The organism is Galbibacter kalidii, assembly GCF_026241135.1.
In the GTDB taxonomy this organism is placed as follows: Bacteria; Bacteroidota; Bacteroidia; order Flavobacteriales; family Flavobacteriaceae; genus Galbibacter.
Genome location: NZ_JAPFGA010000008.1, coordinates 127171 through 146656 on the forward strand (window position 1 = coordinate 127171; position 19486 = coordinate 146656).

A 19486-nucleotide genomic window follows, 5' to 3' on the forward strand; every position below is an offset into this window, starting at 1 on the left:
AAGAAAACGATGCCACCAGCAGCAAGAATAGCAGATATGCATACATGTCCGATGGTTAGCGGGACTGTTCCACATGTTGGCGGACCAATTACTGGTCCTTCAGTACCAACAGTGCTCATAGGTGGGCAACCGGCAGCAGTTGTTGGCGATATATGTGTTTGTGTAGGGCCTCCCGATACTATAGTTAAAGGCTCAGGAACAGTTTTTATCGGTGGAAAACCGGCGGTGAGAATTGGGGATATTACAGCACATGGTGGTGTTATTGTACAGGGATATCCAACAGTAATGATTGGTGGATAAAAATTGAGATTATGGAATCAAACAAGGCATATTTAGGCACAGGGTGGTCATTTCCTCCCACTTTCGATAAAGAAAGTGAAACAATAAAGATGGTTAGTGCAGAAAAAGATATTGAACAAAGTATGGAAATATTGCTTTCCACAAGCTTGGGAGAACGGGTTATGCAACCGGAATATGGCTGCAACTTAAAAGATTACCAGTTTGAGAGTATGGATAATTCTTTTATCGGGTTTATCAAAGATTTGGTAGAAAGAGCCATTCTTTATTATGAGCCACGGATAAGGTTGGAGAATGTTGAGGTAACCGAAGCTGATTCGGTAGAACTGTATGAAGGACTATTAAAGATCAATGTTGATTATCGGATAGAAGGGAGTAATACCCGATACAATTATGTATATGATTTTTATTTAAGGGAAGCCGATCAGAAGATATAAACAGATAGCAAATGAAGAAAGCCTCCAACATATCACATCCGTTAAAAAACCGTTCCGGGTTGAGTCAGAAAAACCGTGTCAAACAGGCACTTTTACCCGATTCGGTGGCTATTGATGGAAAAACCTTAGCCGACAGGTTATACCTGATAAGTGAGTATGCCAAACAGATAAATTTTTATGACCATAAAAAAGATGGGTCGGAAGGGGAATTTCAGGAAATAAGTAATTGGGTAGCATTTTTTAATAACAGCTTGCCTTTTAAACTCGCTGTTTTAAGTAAAACAGATACTAATGAACTCGAAACACAATTTTTACTTTTAAGTAAAGAGCTAAAGAACAATCCTTCCAAGCAAACCCTGGAATCACTTTTAGAATTCATTTACAATAAAATCATACTACCGGTTTCGACATTGTTTAATGTTGTTGAAAAGAATCAGAACAGTTTTTCTACTTCACTTCTATCTATTATTAAATCATCGTTTGCAGAACCTTTAAAATCATTTATAGGCCTTTATAATGCCAGCGCTACATTTTTATGCGTCAGAAAAAGGAATTTTAATGCTTTTTTGAATTTGCCATGGCAATTAAAAGTAGAGGATATCTATGCAATAGAAATATGTATACAGCAGGAAAAGAAAGGGAAAAAAGGTGCCTTTTTAAAAGCGGAAGCCATATTGAATACCATTTTTTATCAAATGTTGAGCGGCTTTAACCAAATAACGGAAACTACCCCTGATTTTATTGAAGAAAGTCTGTATCCATTGGAAGAATCTTTACAAAAAAAACACCAACCTCATTTAGCCTTATTATTTACTTTTTTAGAGATTTTCAAATATTTTCAAGGCAATCTTAACGAACTGGGAAAAAAACATCTGGATTTCTTCTATGAAAAGGTATTAAAAATGATACCCAAAGAGGCTGTGCCCGATAAAGCTCATATTGTTTTTGAGGTAGCAAAGCATTTAGATGAATATCCACTGCCAAAAGATTTACTTCTAAAAGACGGAAAAGATATAAATAAACAGGATATCCGTTTTGGATTGGATCATGAGATTATTTTGGATAAAGCCCGGATAAAAGACCTGAGAACGCTTTCTTTAAACCCGATTAGAGATGGTGATAATGGATATATAGAGGGTGTTTACATGGCTCCTGTAGCGAATTCAACAGATGGGAAGGGTAAAAAATTTCAAAAAGAACAATCTCCCAACTGGGCTACACTGGGAGCAAAATACAGTAAGTTCATTCAGGAAGGGAATAATATCCCCGATCAACATCCACAGGCACGATTAGGTTTTGTATTGGCCTCTCCAGTTTTGTTTTTGCAGGAGGGAGAACGGACTATTAAAATATTTCTTAACTGTAATATGGGTTCCGGGGCTAGTGAGATTAGTAAATTAATAACTAACGCAAAAACAGTTTATACCCTTACGGATGGCTGTATTGATGAATTGTCTATAACAGCCAAAACATATGTAACCCAAATATTAGCCAAACAAAACCCTTATACGTTTGATGATAAGAAGAAGTTTTTAGATACAAGAGATCCTGTAAGTTGTGATTACATATTCAATGATAAGGATCGACATAATATCATGCGTTGTATACATTCATCTTCACCAGTTGATATGCCATTGTTCAAAGTACGGTTTAGTGGTGAAGAAGAGTGGATAGAAGGAACACCTGAAATTAAAATAAATAATCCACCTTTTGCTGAATTATCTTCTCCGGGAGAAATTCAATTTGAGTTGAATATTACTTTAGAGGCTGATAAACCTGCAGTAACTTTTTTTAATGAAGAAGTGCTTAAAGAAAAAATTGATTTAAAGGAAAACTTCCCTGTAGTTAAGATAGAACTCAATAAAGATCTTAAAATAGATTTGACCCAAGAAGATGAAGGTACGGAAACGGATGAGGATAGTGAAGAGAAATGCTGCTTAAAAAAGAGAAGAGAAGAGAACAACCTTTCCAATATTTCACCATACCATTTTTTACAGCAATTAAAACTGGTTAATGCAAAAATTGATGTTAACGTATGTGGGGTGAAAAATTTAATTGTCCAGAATGATGAAAATTTACAGGACGTAAACAAACCTATCTATCCTTTTGGGCCAAGGCCAAAAGTAGGAGAGGATTGGTTTGTGGACGGCGGAGCTGATTTTTATATAGGTAGCAGGGAGGTGTTTTGCAAGAATTGGAAAAAATTCTGGATCAATACAGAGTGGAAGGACAAACCTCTAGATCTACATGAACATTATAGATTTTACAGAGATCCGAATTTCGAAAATGGAGATAAGGCTATTACTGAACTCAGCTTTCGTTTTTTGACCAGTATATTGTACAATGGGGAATGGGTTAAAGATAGTATAAATAACAACAAACCTCCACAGCCAACAACTACTGATGGTTCCGAAGTAACTGAGCATGATAAAAATTATTCTGCAAATTATAATCCCGGAGAATTAATGCCATTATTTGAAAGTGTTCAGATTGAAAATAACCCATGCGAAAGTATCTCAATATCTGATAAGACGACATATGGGCATCAAATAAATGAAGACTTTTTTGATGGGAACGGTTATTCCTATTCACCAAAATCAATGCCTATTGAACCCTTACAACCATTAACTGTTAATTCCCGTAAAGGCTTTGTGAAACTCACTTTGGCAGGAATAAGTTTTCAACATGAAAGGTTTACTCATGTTTTAACACGTCAGATGATGGCATTAGCTAATTTGGTTGACCCTAAGTCTATAGAAGAGGCTTTAGATAAATTAGAACAGGCAGAAACTCTATGTGACGAATCTGAAAACAGAATAGATGAAATTAAGAGTTGGAGCGATACACTTGATGATTTAAAAGATGAAGTGAAGAAAAGTCCACCGCCCCCTCCTTTTAGACCATCCGATATTCCTGATACTTTACCAGATGATCTTTCTCCTTATGGTTTGGAAAAAATAGGGGAGAGTTTGTGCGATCGTATTACGGCAATAAAAAATAAGTTTGATAATGAGGCAGTAGCTGGAATTCCCAAAGAACCTTACACACCAATAATAAAAAACCTATCTATAGACTACAATGCCGTCGCCAACATAAACGACATAGATATCATTCACCTATATCCTTACGAGAATACCTCCAAATACGAAGATATAGAGCAAAACCCTACCTTATTCCCGTTTTTTGATGATGAAGGCACCTTGTTTATCGGTATTGAAAACTTGACACTGGGTGGACAATTGTCCGTTTTGTTCCAATTGGCAGAAGCTACGGCCGATTCAGAAAGCGACAGGGCAGAAATCAAATGGCATTATCTCACAAACAATAACTGGCAAACTTTAGAACCCGATTTTGATATTCTTTCAGATGAAACGGATGGACTTACAGTTTCAGGTATTGTGACAATTGCTGTGCCGGCTGAAATCAGTAAAACAGGCAATACTATAATGCCCGACAACTTATACTGGATAAAGGTATCGGCAGGGAAAAATGTAAAATCGGTTGCCGAAACCATAGGAATTCATACCCAGGCGGCAAAAACATCGGCACGTTTTAGCGAATTAAGCGATAAAACGAGATTGGATACCGCTTTGGCAGCAGGTAGTGTGGCTAAACTTGTTGAAAGTGATTTTAGTGTTAAAAAAGTAGAGCAATTATATCCTTCATTCGGGGGTAGGTTACCCGAAGCATCCGGTCATTTTTACGTACGTGTAAGTGAACACTTGAAACACAAAGGCAGGGGGGTAACAATACATGATTATGAAAGAATTGTATTGGAAGGATTTCCTGAGGTTTACAAAGTAAAATGTATTTCCCACACCATGGGACTTTCAGCCAACAGCTATAGAAGGGATCTGGAAATAGCACCGGGATATACAGTGGTAGCCGTTATTCCTGATTTAACAAAGCTTAAATCCGGTAATCAATTGGAACCAAAAGTACCTGTAAGCTTACTGGAGAAAATCAGCAGGCATTTAAGAAAGAAAACATCTCCTTTTGCCCGGATAAAAATAATGAACCCAAGATATGAATATGTAAATGTAACAATAGCGGTAACTCTTCATAAAGGGAAATCCCATAGCTTCTATTCAAAGAAATTAAAAGAGGATATAACCTTATTCCTAGCTCCATGGTTTTTGGGAGATTCAGAAAAGATAGCCTTTGGTCAGGTTGTGCTCTTCTCAGATATAGTAGGGTTTGTTGAACAATTGGAATATGTAGATTATATAAAAAACCTGGAGTTAAAAGGTGAATGTGACCAGACTGGGGACATTATCAAACCCTTAACGGCAAGATCTGTTCTTACTGGCGGGGATATTTGTGTAAGTATAGTTGAAGAAGAATGTATAGAATGTGATGATGAGCCTATACGTGAGCCTCAAATTATTAATTAAATATAGCAATTAGTACAAAATGGCAACATTACCAGAAAATACAACATCCGTTATAAAGTTGACCGATCCGGATCTGCCTCAGTTTCTTGATTTCAAAAAATTAAGAAAAGAAGGACTCGAACATATAGGGAATCTTTCTGGAAAAATATGGACTGATCACAACGTACACGACCCGGGTATAACCATTCTTGAAGTATTGGTTTATGCACTCATGGATCTGGGCTATAAAACAAATTTACCCTTTGAAGACTTAATAGCACAAGAGGATACCCAGACTGAGGATGACAATTTTTTAACCCCACTGGAAATATTAACAATAAACCCCGTTACAGTCACCGATTACAGAAAACTACTCCTGGAAATTAAAGGGGTCCGTAATGCTTGGTTAATACCTGCAGAACAGGAAAAGCTATTATATATAAATCCGGAAAATAACACGCTGTCCTGTCAAGATACCCAAGGAGTGATTTATGATTGTAATGACAGGCATGAAGTTTTGGATGACAAATTCAAACAAATTCACCTTAATGGATTATACAATATATACATTGAAAAGGAAAATGAGGTTGAAGACAATGATACCCTTATTCAAGAAGTAAAAGAATTACTGTCTGCATATAGAAACCTTTGTGAAGATGTAGCCAATATAACGGTGTTAAAACCGGTTGATTTCGGGGTATGTGCAGAAGTGGAAATGCATTCCGGTTACAATGCCGAAACCGTCTATAAAAAAATAATAATTGCGATCAAAAACTTTATACAACCGCAAATAAACTATTATACACTTAACGAACTGCTAGAGAAAGGAAAAGCCATTGACGATATTTTCGCCGGAAGACCATACAGGACTGAAAGTTTTGGTTTTGTTGATACTGAAGAGCTCGAAAACCTAAAAAAAAGAAAATTTATACATCTGTCCGATCTTTATAACGTGATCTTGACTATTGAAGGGGTCAGAAAGATTAAAAAAATACATATTAAAGGGGGTAAAATAATTAATGATCCTTCTCCAAAATGGGTAGAAAGTAATATGCTTTGTGATGATGAGGTTCCCGTTTTTTCACTGGAAAATACCTGTATTGACCTTTATAGTGCCCAAGGTTTGCTGAATATTGATAAACCTAAAGTACATAAGACCTTTTCTTTTGCTAAAAAGTTTGAACTTCCATTAAAAGATCTGGATTCACAAATACCATCCGGTAGATACAGGGAAGATTTAGGAGATTATTACTCTATACAAAACGATTTTCCTGTTGTATATGGTGTAGGTGATGAAGGCTTACCCGATAGTGCTACATTATTGAGAAAAACCCAGGCACTTCAGTTGAAAGGCTATTTAATGTTTTACGACCAAATATTGGCTAATTATACATCGCAGTTAACCCATATTCGTTCCTTGTTTTCATTAAAACCTGAAGAGGAAAGAAGTGCTGAGGAGAAGCAAACTTATTTAACACAACTTCCCGAATCCATTCCGGGAATTGAAAAACTGCTCAAATTTTACGACCAGAGCACAAATATTACCGAAGGCACCGAATTAGCATTACCTGTTTCAAATAACTTAGAATGGAAAACAGCTTTGGATAAGCTTAGGAATAATCCGAGGACAGCACTGACTATCGGAAATTACTGCGATGATAAAAATGGATTGGTCAGCCTTTTTACATTTACTTCAGCAAATATCAGGTCAATTTATATCAACCAGATAATCGATTCTTTTTTTGATGAAAACTATACAATAGAGATCTTTTCAGACCGCTATGGCTACTTTTTTGTACTGCATCCTTTCATTCCCAATGATTTGTTATTGGTGGGTACTAAAAGATATACGTCTGAAAGTGAAGCGCGAAATGAAGCCAAAAGTGTTGCTTTTCTAGCTTCAATGCAAGAAAATTATAAACTTGTCACAGAGAAATCAGAAAGCGATACTTTACCGGACAGTCATTATTTCGGACTTAATTATCATCCTATTTCTTATATGGGGTTAATTAAAGAATTAACCGAAAATAAGGATGAATACATTACAAGGAGAAAACAATTTTTAGATCATCTGCTTGCTAGGTTCGGTGAAGATTTTACAGATTATACCCTCCTACAATATCAACAAAAAATAAGTAAAGAAGAACAGGATAAAATAACTATTAACGACCAGTCATCCTATTTAAATCAATTTGCCGAAATAAGCCGAAACAGGGGCAAAGCTTTTGATTATTTACAACCCTCATGGAATACCGATAATGTTTCAGGGTTTGAAAAACGTATTTCTTTATTATCCGGAATAGAAAATTACAATCGACGTAACCTATGCAATTTTGAAGTGACACCATGCTTCAGGTTACTGTTGAAAGATGAGAAAGGAAGTGTACTCTTCAGAAGCAATAGGAGTTATGAAACCAAAGTAGAATTGGATAATGCTTCAGCAAAAGTATTAGCACAGTTACGCGATCCAAAAACTTATAAACAGTTGGAGAAAAACCTCAATGGTTTTGATGCAACCTCCATGAACAGGATTTTCTCAACAGTTGCAGACGATGAAAATACTATCGTTAAAAAGTATCATTACAGTCAGAAATTATTTAATAATAAGGATGAGGAGATTGCCATTAGCAAGAACAAGAAAATGACATCTGCCAAAACGGCAAATGATAAGAAAGACGATTTTATAAAAAACATTAACAAACAAGATTTAAAATCTGCTGAAAAGGATAAAACCTATGAGTTGATTCCTATTGAAAAAAAAGACCATTATCTCGATGTTAATGCTCTTGATCTAAAAATATCAACCCTCAAAAGTTGGAAATGGCATGTTATCAATGCTGAATCCGCTGAAAAAGAATCAAGTGATAATATTTTTGAAACCAATAGTGATGAAGCCTGGGATAATCTTGTTGAAGAAAAAAAATACGGTAACTATTTAATCGAACATGACGAAGCACTTCGCTGGAAGCTTAAAGTAAATGATTATATAACCTTTACTGCTTTAAATTTTTATCCGGATGCATACAAAGCCGTAGCTGCATGGCGCCAAGCCAAGACATTGGGCAGTTCAACCAAAAATTATGATGTAGTTGAGAAGGAAAAAGGCGTATATGTAATTTATTTAAAAGGGGAAAAAGGGAACAATATTGCCGTTTCCGGAGAAATAGACAGTAGCCAGTTTAATTCAGACAAAGCCATTGATGAATTTGTAAGCGTTTTTACCAATAGGAATACCCAACCCGATTATGACAAAGAAAGGGATAAATTCGGTTTTAATATCCCTGTAAATAAAACGGAATTCCTGGTTAGTTATATTGCATTTAATACCGAAAAAGATGCACTTCAGGAGATAGAGAAGATATATGAATTGGGCAAAACCAAAAAGAACTATTTATTATCAGGGGATGAAGGGAATCCGGAATATAATTTTATCCTCCGCGACAAAGATGACTCGTTTATTGCATTGCCATCAAATCATTTTGAAACAGCAGCAGACCGTAATAAGGCATTGAATGCTATCATCCGGTTTTTTAAAAAGAGTGAATTGCCGGTTTTTGTTAAGGAAGAACCAAGAAGGTATGTCTGGTCACTTTATGACAGTGATGGAAAAATGATAAGGTCATCCGACGAATTTTCATCTAAAAGAAAGGCAAAATTAGATTTTAATGAGTACGCGGTTAAAGAGCATTCAAAAAGCTATAAAAATCTTTTTGCGCCACATATTTATGAGTTTAAAGTAGGTTCAACTCCCGCACTTTATTGTTTTTTATATGGAATTACCAATGCGCACAATAAGTTTGAACCACTTTTTATAAGTAATAAGACTTTTAAAAAACCTGAAGAAGCATCGCAGGCATATACAGATTTTGCAAATAAATTATCTGCCTTATCCTTGAAAAAAACAAGAGGAAAAAATAAGAAATATGACTTTGCTCTGTATGAATCTTCAAAAATGGAACCCATAGCAGTTCAGTATAAAAGTGGTAGGGAAAAGGCATCTATAGAAGCAGCGGAAACCAGCACAAATTATATAAAAAGTATATACACCAAGAGCGGACAAGCCCGGAAAAGTTTTGTAGCAAATGAAATGGCCGAAAGCCAGGAGGGAAGATATCAATGGAGGTTTTACAAAAAGAACAACCCTTTGGTTAGAAGTCCTTACTGTTGTGAAAGTGAATCGCTTGCAAAACGGATTAAATCCATTATATGTGGTATCATACCACCAATTGACCTGAAGGAATGTCCGCCTAAACCCATTGTGGTATGCCCGAAAAAAGATTCGAAAAAAGATTCGAAAAAATACCATTATCAGATATGTTTTGGAGACAAAGAAAAGAAAGAAAAGAATGAGTTTGTATTGATTAGTTATGTGGGGTATAATACCCATCAGGAGGCTGTAGATGCCTGGAAAAAAGAGTTGCTTGACGTAATTGATCTGGCAAGGAACCCTAAACAATATGAGGAAAATGGTAAAATTAGTACGGACGAAGTTTATAAGGACCCTAATTCCAAGGCATGTGATGATGCTTCATTTATAGCGGTAATCCCCGAAAGAATTAAACAGAAAGTAGAAGGAACCAGATCGGATTTAGTGGAGTACTATACAAAACTAGCTGATATTTTCCCCATCTATAAAATTGAAGAAGATGATGTGGTAAAATATAAATACCGTGTAGTTGTTCCCGAGGAAGGACTTATCAGTATTGATTGTGAATATAAAGGCGGTGAGCATTTAGGAAGTTTAATATGGACAAGTATTGATTGTTTTGAAAGTTATGAAGAAGCTGTTAAGGCCTATCAACATTTTTATGCCCTTGCGGGGACGTCAAATAATTGCAGGATATTTTGTGAAAGAGGTTGTTACTATGTGGGATTAATCGAAGTTTTGGCAGAGAGCTTTTGTGAATACAATAGTGAGGATGAAGCTTGGGACGCAGCCTTTCCGGAAGCAAAAGACAGCTGTAACAATTGCCTTCCCGGCGGGGTTAGGGAATTTGTTTATGCAGCCGAAGATGATAAAAACTTTATACCCGTTTGCGATCAGAACTACTGGAAGTTTAAAGTCGTTTCTCCTGCTTATTTTGTGGCAGATCATAAGTGTTATTATAATTCTGGATTCGAGAGGGACAAGAACATGGAAAAATGGGTGGATGCTCTGGAACAGCTGAATTGGAGCGACTATACTTATTTCAATCAGGGATCGAACGAAACAATAAATGCTGTAGAATCAGGATTTATGGCAAGAATGACCAATTTGCCATCCGAAAGATACCAACTGGGAGATATTTGCGATATAGTACATACAATTAGAGAGTGTTTAAAAGGATGTTCAAAAGGGGCGGAAGATCAAGAAAGTCATCAAGCAAAACTCATAAATTGCTTAAAGGAAAAGATAAAGAATGAGGCTTTCCTGAATGCCATGAACGATCTTGATATAACTGCTTTATATCGTATAGCCGATTATTTTCCAGTGTATAAAACTGAAAAAGGGTATTGTTACAGGCTTTACTGGCCTCAGAATGACCGGGTAATTACAGAAAATGGACTGCAACCATGTGGTTGTGACGGCACGGTTGTTGAAGATAGTGATAGTCCTTGTAACGAACCCTATCCCTTTGTAAGTAGCAACTGTTATAATTGTTGTTCTGAAGCCTTAGATGCATTTATGAAGTTTTGTGAATTAATTAAATCAGGCTCATATGCTTTGGAATGTACCTCAGTTAGTGAATATGGTCCTTATAGCTTCAGAATAGTAGATAAAAGTAAGGAACTGGCCTATCACCCACAGCAGTATGATAGCTTACAGGAAGTGAAAGATGCCATTAAAATAACCAAATCTTGTGTCAATGATGTGGGAATGCATCTTCTGGAACATATTTTACTAAGGCCAAAAACAGACCGCGAATGTAGAGGGGATATTATAATTGATGCTGATGGTAACAGGACATCTTTCGATTGCCTGCTTCCTATATGTCCGGACTATTGTTGTGATATAGAATGGCAAAAAGATACTGAAAATGAGGATTCCTGTGCAGAAGAAAATTCAAATATAATCCATTATCTACCGGGGAGTGATCCATATTCTTTTTGGGCAACCGTGGTATTACCTTCATGGGCAAAACGTTTCAGAACCGAGGAATCGCGACAGGCCTTTGAAAAATTACTTTACAAAGAAGTTCCGGCATTGGTTGGACTTAATATTTTATGGCTCTCGCCACGGGATATGTGCAGGTTTGAAGAAGGGTACAGGAAATGGTTGCAATGGATGCAAGATCCAAACAATATCTGTGATTTTGATGATTTAAAATGTGTACTGGCCCGTCTTATAAAAAACCTTAAGTCGGAAGCGGTTTGTCCGTCACCTCCCGGACAGCAAGGGAACTGCAATTGCGAAGAAGAAGATCAAAGGGATATCGATCCGTGTTGCTTACCCCCTGATGCAAAAGGAACCCTATTTTGGGGATATTGTCCGCCAGAAAATATACCTGTGGATGACCCGGGGCCGTTCGTTACTACCCACGTATCTTCGGTGAGGTCTGAAGCTACAGAGGTTAAAGCTATTGAAGATGATGGTAAAGCAACATTAACCATGGTCAGGAAGAGAAAACCTGCATACCTATCCAATATTGTAGAAGTAGCCGATGAGCGTATGTTAAAAACCAAAAGTTATGAGCGTACACATTTCTTTTTGGAAAATATCCCCACAATAGACAGCTATGTTCAACTGGTCAATTTTTTTAAGAGATACAGTCTGCAGAAAGACAACAAGCTCGAAAGCTTCTTTGAATTGATCAAAAATGCCACTTGGCATTTACTCGATAAACTGGTGCTTGAAAGAAAGACAAGCCTTAAAAAGACAGAGATAAGCAAGTTGAAATCCAGTCTGAAAACATTGGAGGAAAAAGGAATATCCCTTAAACAAATCAATAAAGAATGGAAAAGTGAAGACCTAAAATCATTGGCGAATAAAAAGCCTTTAAATCAGCTTAAAAAAATATTAAAGTAAATGGCAAATAAGCACCTCATAGGAAGACAGGTTTTTCAGGTGGAAATAAATTCTTCCCAAAAGGCCTATGCCGTTCAGCAACAGTTAAGTGAGATGGTATGGAAAAATCTGGTGCCGGAATTAAACAAGTTGTTTGACAGTATTTGTGGTGAAGATGAACTTATGCGTTTTGACACCATAGAACTCGATATCGGGGAAATTGATTTAAACGAAAAGAGTACAGCTGATTTTGTTGAAAAAATAATAAGCCTTCTTAAAGAGAAATGTACAAGGAAACACCTGTCATTTAAATTGAAAGATATCCCGGGTCATTCAAAAAAAGATAATTCTCAAAAATCACTCGGGGCATATTACTTTGATTTATGGTTATACTGGCTCGAAAAAGGCACCTTGCCTTCTTATGCCATTCAACCAGAAGAAGATTGGCTCGAAAAAGTATTGGAAACATTGGCATTGGATTTTGATGCAACAGTACTTCTCGGAAAAACACTGGAAAAGTATGACTTTGCAATGGATAGGTTAATCCTGCAACACTCCATAAAAGATTTAAAATCTATTGTGGAACTCTATACAGGTTATTCCCAAACTGGTTTGCTGGAGTTCTTTAAGGAATTGCAATTCTTATTCAAAAAGGTTTCTGTTCAAACAGAAATAAGTTACAGAAAGCTGGAGATAAAACTTTGGAAAGCTGTTTTCAGAACTGTAATCCTTAAAAGAAGAAAATCAGACAGTAAAACAATAGCAAAACTGATTATTAATGATATCCCTGGAACACTGATCAATAAAATATCGGAATCAAATCTTTTAAAAACTTCCGACTATCCTTTTTTAAGAGAAGTTTTTAATAATAAAGTAGAGATCAACACCTTTAAAGAAGTAGAAAATTTAGTTGATACTGGGGATGAGTCAACTCCTGAAACAGGTTTAAAAGATAAAGAGATAGTATCCCCCCAATTTTTTAAAAACGCAGGGATCATACTGGTACACCCCTTTTTAAATCATCTTTTTAAAAAGTTAGATCTTTTGGAAGATATGGCATTCAAAAACTTTGAATGTCAAAATAAGGCTGTATTGCTGTTAGAATATATAGCAACCGGGAATGAACATATTCCCGAATACGAAATGGTTCTTCCTAAGTTCCTTTGTGAAATGCCCGCTAATATACCTCTTGATCATACCCTTTTACTGACGGAAGAGGAAAAAGAAGAAGCAAATGGGTTATTACAGGCAGTTATAGAACATTGGGGAGCTCTGGGAACCACCTCAATTGATGGTGTACGGGAAGGATTTTTAATGCGGGAAGGAAAACTGGAAAAAGAACAAACAGGCTGGAAATTGTATGTAGAACATAAAACCATAGATGTTTTGTTAGACCGTTTACCATGGAACTTGAGTATTGTCAAGCTACCATGGATGAAAGAAATGCTAAAAGTAGAATGGAGATGATAAACATAAAAATTAAGGATCATGGAAAAGACAACACCTCGCAGATATGCCTATCAATATGCAGTAAAATTGGTATGTACGGCACACATTCCCGGAACATCACAAACTTCGGATGGCTTGTTGCCGGGCGTTTATGAAACAGCGGTGAACATTCACAATCCGAGCGAAAAAGCTGTAAAACTGAGAAAAAAACTGGCACATCCCGGTCAGGTATCCAAATTTAAAAATTCAACCATCAAGTCGGATGGTGTAGAACGTTTTGTTTGCCGTAATATTCAAGATTTCGGCATCACTTTTATTCACGGTTTTGAAGGTTTTCTGGTCATTGAGAGTTCGGATAGTCTGGATGTAACAGCAGTATATACCGCCGGAGCAAGTGGGGGAAGTATTACCAGTATGGATGTAGAACAGATTAAAGAACGTAAACTATAAAAACAAAAAGCTGAAAGCAACTGTTGAAAAAACAGCCACTACCGCCCAAAATCAAATCCAGATGGAGCGGGAACCTTTCTTTAGTAAGGAAGGAGAGGATCCCTTTTTTTCAAAATCCGGCAAAACGGACAATTCATTTTTTAATCCGACTTCAATTCAGCCAAAATTATCCATAGGTCAACCCAATGACAAATACGAAGTAGAAGCAGACGCCATGGCCGACAGGGTAGTGCAAAAATTAAGTCAACCTGCCAACTATTCCCCCCTTGAGGGGGGCCAGGGGGGTGTAAATGGAGGTAGCCACATACAAACCAAATGCACCGAATGTGAAGATGAAGAGAAGCTACAGAAAAAAGAAGAAAGTCTGGTTGATAGCATAAGCCACATTCAGCGTAAACCCATTTTTGAGAGCGATGCAGAGCAACCTGAGCAGGAAGTACAAACAAAGCCCTTAATTCAAACCAAATGCGCTGAATGCCTGTCTGCCGAAAAGGCAGGTGAACAGGGGGAACCGGAACAACTTCAAGCAAAAGCAGAAGGTTCTTCCCTGAATGCTCCTTCCGGTATAGAGAGCAAGCTAAATGCAAATAAAGGTAGCGGAAACCCTTTGTCTCCCGGGATACAAAACTCTATGAGCTCAGCATTTGGAACCGATTTTAGTGGTGTCCGTGTGCACACCGGGTATAATGCAGTGCAAATGAACAAGGAATTGGGGGCACAGGCATTTACGCATGGTCCGGATATTTATTTTAATGAAGGGAAGTATAATCCTGAGACTTCCCCGGGTAAACATTTGCTGGCACATGAGTTAACGCATACGGTGCAGCAGGGGGCTGTTCAAGACCAAAAGAAAATTCAAAAAGAAGTTGATTGTAACGGAACAAAAATATATACAGATCAACAAGTAAAACCGGAAGCCCAGGAAAAATCTGTGTCCGAAAGTAATGACTCGGAAACTGCGGTAGAAGCAAAACCTATGGCTAAAAGTATCTTACATAAGCCAGATAGCTCAGGGCAACTGACAAATACAACTCCATTATCAGCTAAAATTAGTTCTATCCAACCCAAATGTGAAGATTGTGAAAAAGAGGATGCCGGGGAAATGGAACAGCAGTCCGAATTGCAAAAAAAATCGGTTTCAGGTGTCACTCTTCCACCTCCCGATGATAATGAACCCAATATTCAGCGCAGGACCCTGGAGATGGAAAAAACGGAATATCCCATCCTGTTTAAAAAAATACCCAACATACAGCTTCAAAGCAATAGCAGGGACGAAGGCACTACGAGAAAAAGAATCGTGGAAGAAGCCCAAAAAATGGTAGGAAAGATAGAGGCCAAAAAGAACGATGGCAGTGGACGTAGGGTAGGCGCAGATCACCTCCTGAAAGTCTTTCATCTGGCCGCCAAAGATGCCTGGCCGGATGAAGTCATTGAAAATGTGAGATATACAAAAGAACTTCCCCATTGGTGTGGTATTTTTTCTGTGTATGCCATAAAAAAAGCAGGGATCGACCTGGGATACTGGGAAGTAGGTAAAGGAGTATCCAATTATGGTACACTTAAACCTACCGATAACCCTCAACCCGGTGATATCGGGTATTTCCATGAAAAACAACACCATTGTATTATCAAAGCCGTTAATGGAGATGTTATAGAATCCATAGATGGTAATAGTGGAAACTTTAGCGAAGTAATAGAGAAAACAAGGCCCCGAAATGCTTTTACAGGTGGTTTTATGACTGCCTTCACCGGTTCTGAAAAATACCTCCAAAGGAAAGAAGAAACTTCAGCTTTCCAAACCTCTGACGGTCCTTCACTAGAAGATAAACTAAGTGCCAAAGCAGGGAAAGGCTCATCCATGGATGAAACTACTAAAACCCAAATGGAATCCGGATTTGATGCCGATTTCAGTGGAGTGAAGATCCATACGGACAGCGACGCGGTGACCATGAACAAATCGTTGAATGCCCAGGCCTTTACGCATGGTAGTGATATTTATTTTAATGAAGGGAAATATAATCCCGAGACTTCCTCGGGGAAACATTTGCTGGCGCATGAGCTGACGCATACGGTGCAGCAGGGAAAGACTAGACTCCGAACCAAAAAGCAGTCAGGTAGGGATAAAAGAGAGCTTCAGAATAGGGAGGTTCCGAATGTACAAAGAGCGTGGTATAATGTGGATATACCATTTACGAATTATCAATTTGATCCAAGTATAAGGGGACTAAAAAATGCTGCGAGAATTACCGGGGATACAGTGCGTGCCGGTGGTAGCTATGTCTATGAAAAAGGGAAAGAATTCATAATTGAACAATTAGAAAGATTTGCTCCGGGATTATTAGACTTTTTGAGAAAAGATTGGATTGAAGTCATTAAGGAGAAAATTGGAAGTGCAATAGATAAATTGTTTGGTGGGATTATCTCAAAAGTTCAAACTTTTGGATTAACAGGGATAATTACCAAGTTTGTCGGACAAATTGCAGGAAATGTATTAGAGTCTTCAACCAGTTTAGCATTGAAAACAGAAGCAGCTGTTAAAAAGACTTCAATGGCCATTTTTAAGTTCGTCAGTTCGTTTACGAGGCCTCTTTTTAAAGCTTTTCAAAAAGTTTCAGGACAATTTATCGCTGTGCTTGATGGTTTATGGAACAAACTGGGATTACCAGTATTTGAAGCTGTAAAATCCATGAGCAGTAGCGTTTGGAATTCTCTTAAATCCAAGGCGGAATGGGTATGGGGTCTTATATCACCTATCCGGGAAACACTCAGTGACGCATGGGATTGGGTAAAAGAGAAGTTTAATATTTCCTGGAATGGAGTGGGGTCGGTATGGGGTTGGCTTAAGGACAAGATCAGTGCGGCCTGGAATAGAATATACAAATTTATAAAGCCGGTTTTAAAGCCTTTGAAATCGCTTAGTAAAGTATTTAAACTGTTCAGTTCGAATGGTCCGTTGGCATCTCTTCTCGAAGCAGGCATAACATTCTGGAACTATGCACAAATCTTAATCAGTTCTCTGAGCGTTCCTAAAATGTTTATTCAAGCTGCTCAAGTTCTTAAAAATATAGTCTTTCCTGTTTTAATGAAGGGAATTAACAAAATCAAAGCCTTTTTACTATCTGGATTTACATGGTTTGTATCGGTTTTAAATTCAATATCGACAGGATTTACAAATTTAATCAACGTCCTAAATGGTGTGCTTTTATCCGTAATAAGAGCAATTGTACAAGCGGTTTCCTTGGTATTTAATTTAATTAAATCTATGGTAACCGGGCTTGTTGGTGTACTGGTAAATGCAGTAAATTCATTAATGACAGATTTCTGGGGCTTTTTAAAAGACCTGTTAATTTTTGTCACAGGGATTGTAATAATAATAGTAAATCCCGCAAACTGGTTTTTCTATATGGGCGCATTGGCTGCAAAATTGGCATGGACATTAATCCCTAATTTTATTAAGCCGACAGCTATTAATTTCCTGCTCGATATGACCATTAAAGGGTTAAAGCTATTGGGTAGGCCAACAATGTTAGGTCCTCTTTGGGAAATAATTGTACATGGTATGATTGGCTTTGTAAATCGTATCAAAAATATGAAACCTGATACACAGATCCGTTTTATCGAAAAACTAATAAATACCGGGATTAATCCCAGTTATTACACAGGGCTCTATTCAGGAGTTATTAAAGGAATTGTCTGGGATGGGCTTGTGGGCTTAATTATGACTATTGTAGACATCATTACAATGGTCCCAGATCTGATTTCTGGTATATATAACTTCTTCAAAGGAGTTCTGGAAGATATTGCGTCCATTAAAAAGTTTATCCAAAGTTTTGCTAAACTGGGGAAAGAAATAGAAGCATTTATAAACGATCCCAAAGCTTTAAATCAAATAGTAGATCTTATTAAGAAAAGTCCCAAGATTTTGTTTTCTATGGTAGAAAAGGCTTTTGAGATTGCTAAGGACTGGTCAAAAAATGCAGGTGAAAAAATTGCGGACTCCCTGTTTTCTTTTGTGCTTAAAAATGATGCCTTTACCATTGGACTTGAAATCGGCACTGTTATAGGAATGATATTATTTGAAATACTGTTACTCGTGTTCTCAGGATCAATAGGTAATATAGTTAAATGGGGTGGAAAAGCAGTAAGCTGGATTGGCAAAGGCTTAAAAATGTTAATTAAAGGCTTAAAAACGGGAGGTGGTCTTATAATGAGAGGATTTAAGGCTATACAAACTGTAGCATCTGCAGGATGGAAAGTTTTAAAAAGTGTGGTAAAAGGATCTTTAGCTAAGGTTTTCAACAGGCTTAAAAAGATTATGGATGATGTTATTGCATGGTTTAAAAAACTGTTTCAACGCGTATTTGGGAAAAAAAAGGGAGCAGGAAGAAAAAAGGGAGCAGGGAGAAAAAAGCCAAAGGATGCACAGTGGCAGGTATTTAAATTGGCAGTTAAAAAACATTTTTACAATTTCCAAAAAAATGGGCTTTCAAAAACCAAGACCAAATCTGAGTTTGGAAAAATAGTTAGAAAGCATAGAAAAGTAGCTTCCAGATCATTACGACCTGTTAGGACAGATCATGGTTACTATACACTTCACGCAAAAAGAAAAAGAAAAGGTATTCTTGCCCGGGAAGTAGGGAAAGTTCCACTTCCTACGAATCTTCGTTGGAAAAAAGGAAACAAAGCAGTCAGGGAAAGGCTTAAAAAGTTAAAAAATAATGAATTTAGTACTAATGCTATTAATTTGATATTAAAACCTTTTATACGCAAGTATAAATATTCATCTCTTGAAGCCAAATGGGATCCTAAGGAAAATGATTGGGACATCATGGGCAAAATGAATCCTGAAGGTAAAGTAGCTGAGGTTGAGAAAGAAGCTAAAGACTTACATACTGGCAGTGCATCAGATCCTATACCTATTCATTGGTATAAAAGACCGCAGGATTATCCTCGACAGATTAGCTTGATTATTGATGGGGAGTCAGAGCAGATACCTATGTATGGAAATAAGCAGGTATATTGGAAAAAACATAAAACTCGTCCAGGGAAAATGTATCGTATAGGTGTATCTGAACGAAACCGTGTATACAACGGTAGGAGACTTAAAAAAGCGTCTATACATGGCCGCAGACCAAATGCCCAAAGTGATTTTAAAAAATTATTAATAGCGAAAGGTTATAAGCGGTTTTTTGATAGAAAAGACCCCAGAACAAAAGATGTAGATCATGTGACTGATTTAGGCTTTGGAGGAAGTAATAGGAACAGTAACTTATGGCCACTTAAAGCAGATATTAATCAACGCCCAGTTCCATGGAGGGGTCCCAATTGGTCAGAGAATTATATCATTAAATACAAAAAAATTGAAAATGGTAATATCCGGGCAAAAGAATCTCCAATAGGTAGCCTGTGGGGTAAATATTTTAAAATAATTGGATTTAAGGTTCCTCCTCCACTGCCTGGAGGTAAAGATAAATAATAACTTAATTATAGATACA

At 37.1% G+C, this 19486-nt stretch carries 7 protein-coding genes; all 7 read left to right on the forward strand.

Annotated elements, in window-relative coordinates:
* Nucleotides 1-9: 9 nt before the first annotated feature.
* On the forward strand, nt 10-300 hold the full coding sequence (locus OOZ15_RS10260) for a PAAR domain-containing protein (RefSeq protein WP_265956312.1): 291 nt from the start codon (nt 10-12) through the stop codon (nt 298-300).
* A gap of 11 nt (nt 301-311) precedes the next feature.
* Entirely contained in the window at nt 312-734 is a 423-nt protein-coding gene (locus OOZ15_RS10265; protein WP_265956313.1) for a GPW/gp25 family protein, read from the forward strand.
* Nucleotides 735-745: 11 nt separating this feature from the next.
* Nucleotides 746-5128, forward strand: a complete 4383-nt coding sequence (locus tag OOZ15_RS10270; protein WP_265956314.1) for a baseplate J/gp47 family protein — start codon at nt 746-748, stop codon at nt 5126-5128.
* A gap of 19 nt (nt 5129-5147) precedes the next feature.
* Nucleotides 5148-12113, forward strand: a complete 6966-nt coding sequence (locus OOZ15_RS10275; RefSeq protein ID WP_265956315.1) for a hypothetical protein — start codon at nt 5148-5150, stop codon at nt 12111-12113.
* Nucleotides 12114-13559: a contractile injection system tape measure protein gene (locus OOZ15_RS10280; RefSeq protein WP_265956316.1), complete on the forward strand. Its 1446-nt coding sequence runs from the start codon at nt 12114-12116 to the stop codon at nt 13557-13559.
* Nucleotides 13560-13580: 21 nt separating this feature from the next.
* Nucleotides 13581-13991, forward strand: coding sequence for a hypothetical protein (locus OOZ15_RS10285; protein ID WP_265956317.1), 411 nt, complete (start codon nt 13581-13583; stop codon nt 13989-13991).
* Between the two features lie 61 nt (nt 13992-14052).
* Nucleotides 14053-19467: an eCIS core domain-containing protein gene (locus OOZ15_RS10290; protein ID WP_265956318.1), complete on the forward strand. Its 5415-nt coding sequence runs from the start codon at nt 14053-14055 to the stop codon at nt 19465-19467.
* Nucleotides 19468-19486 lie beyond the last annotated feature (19 nt).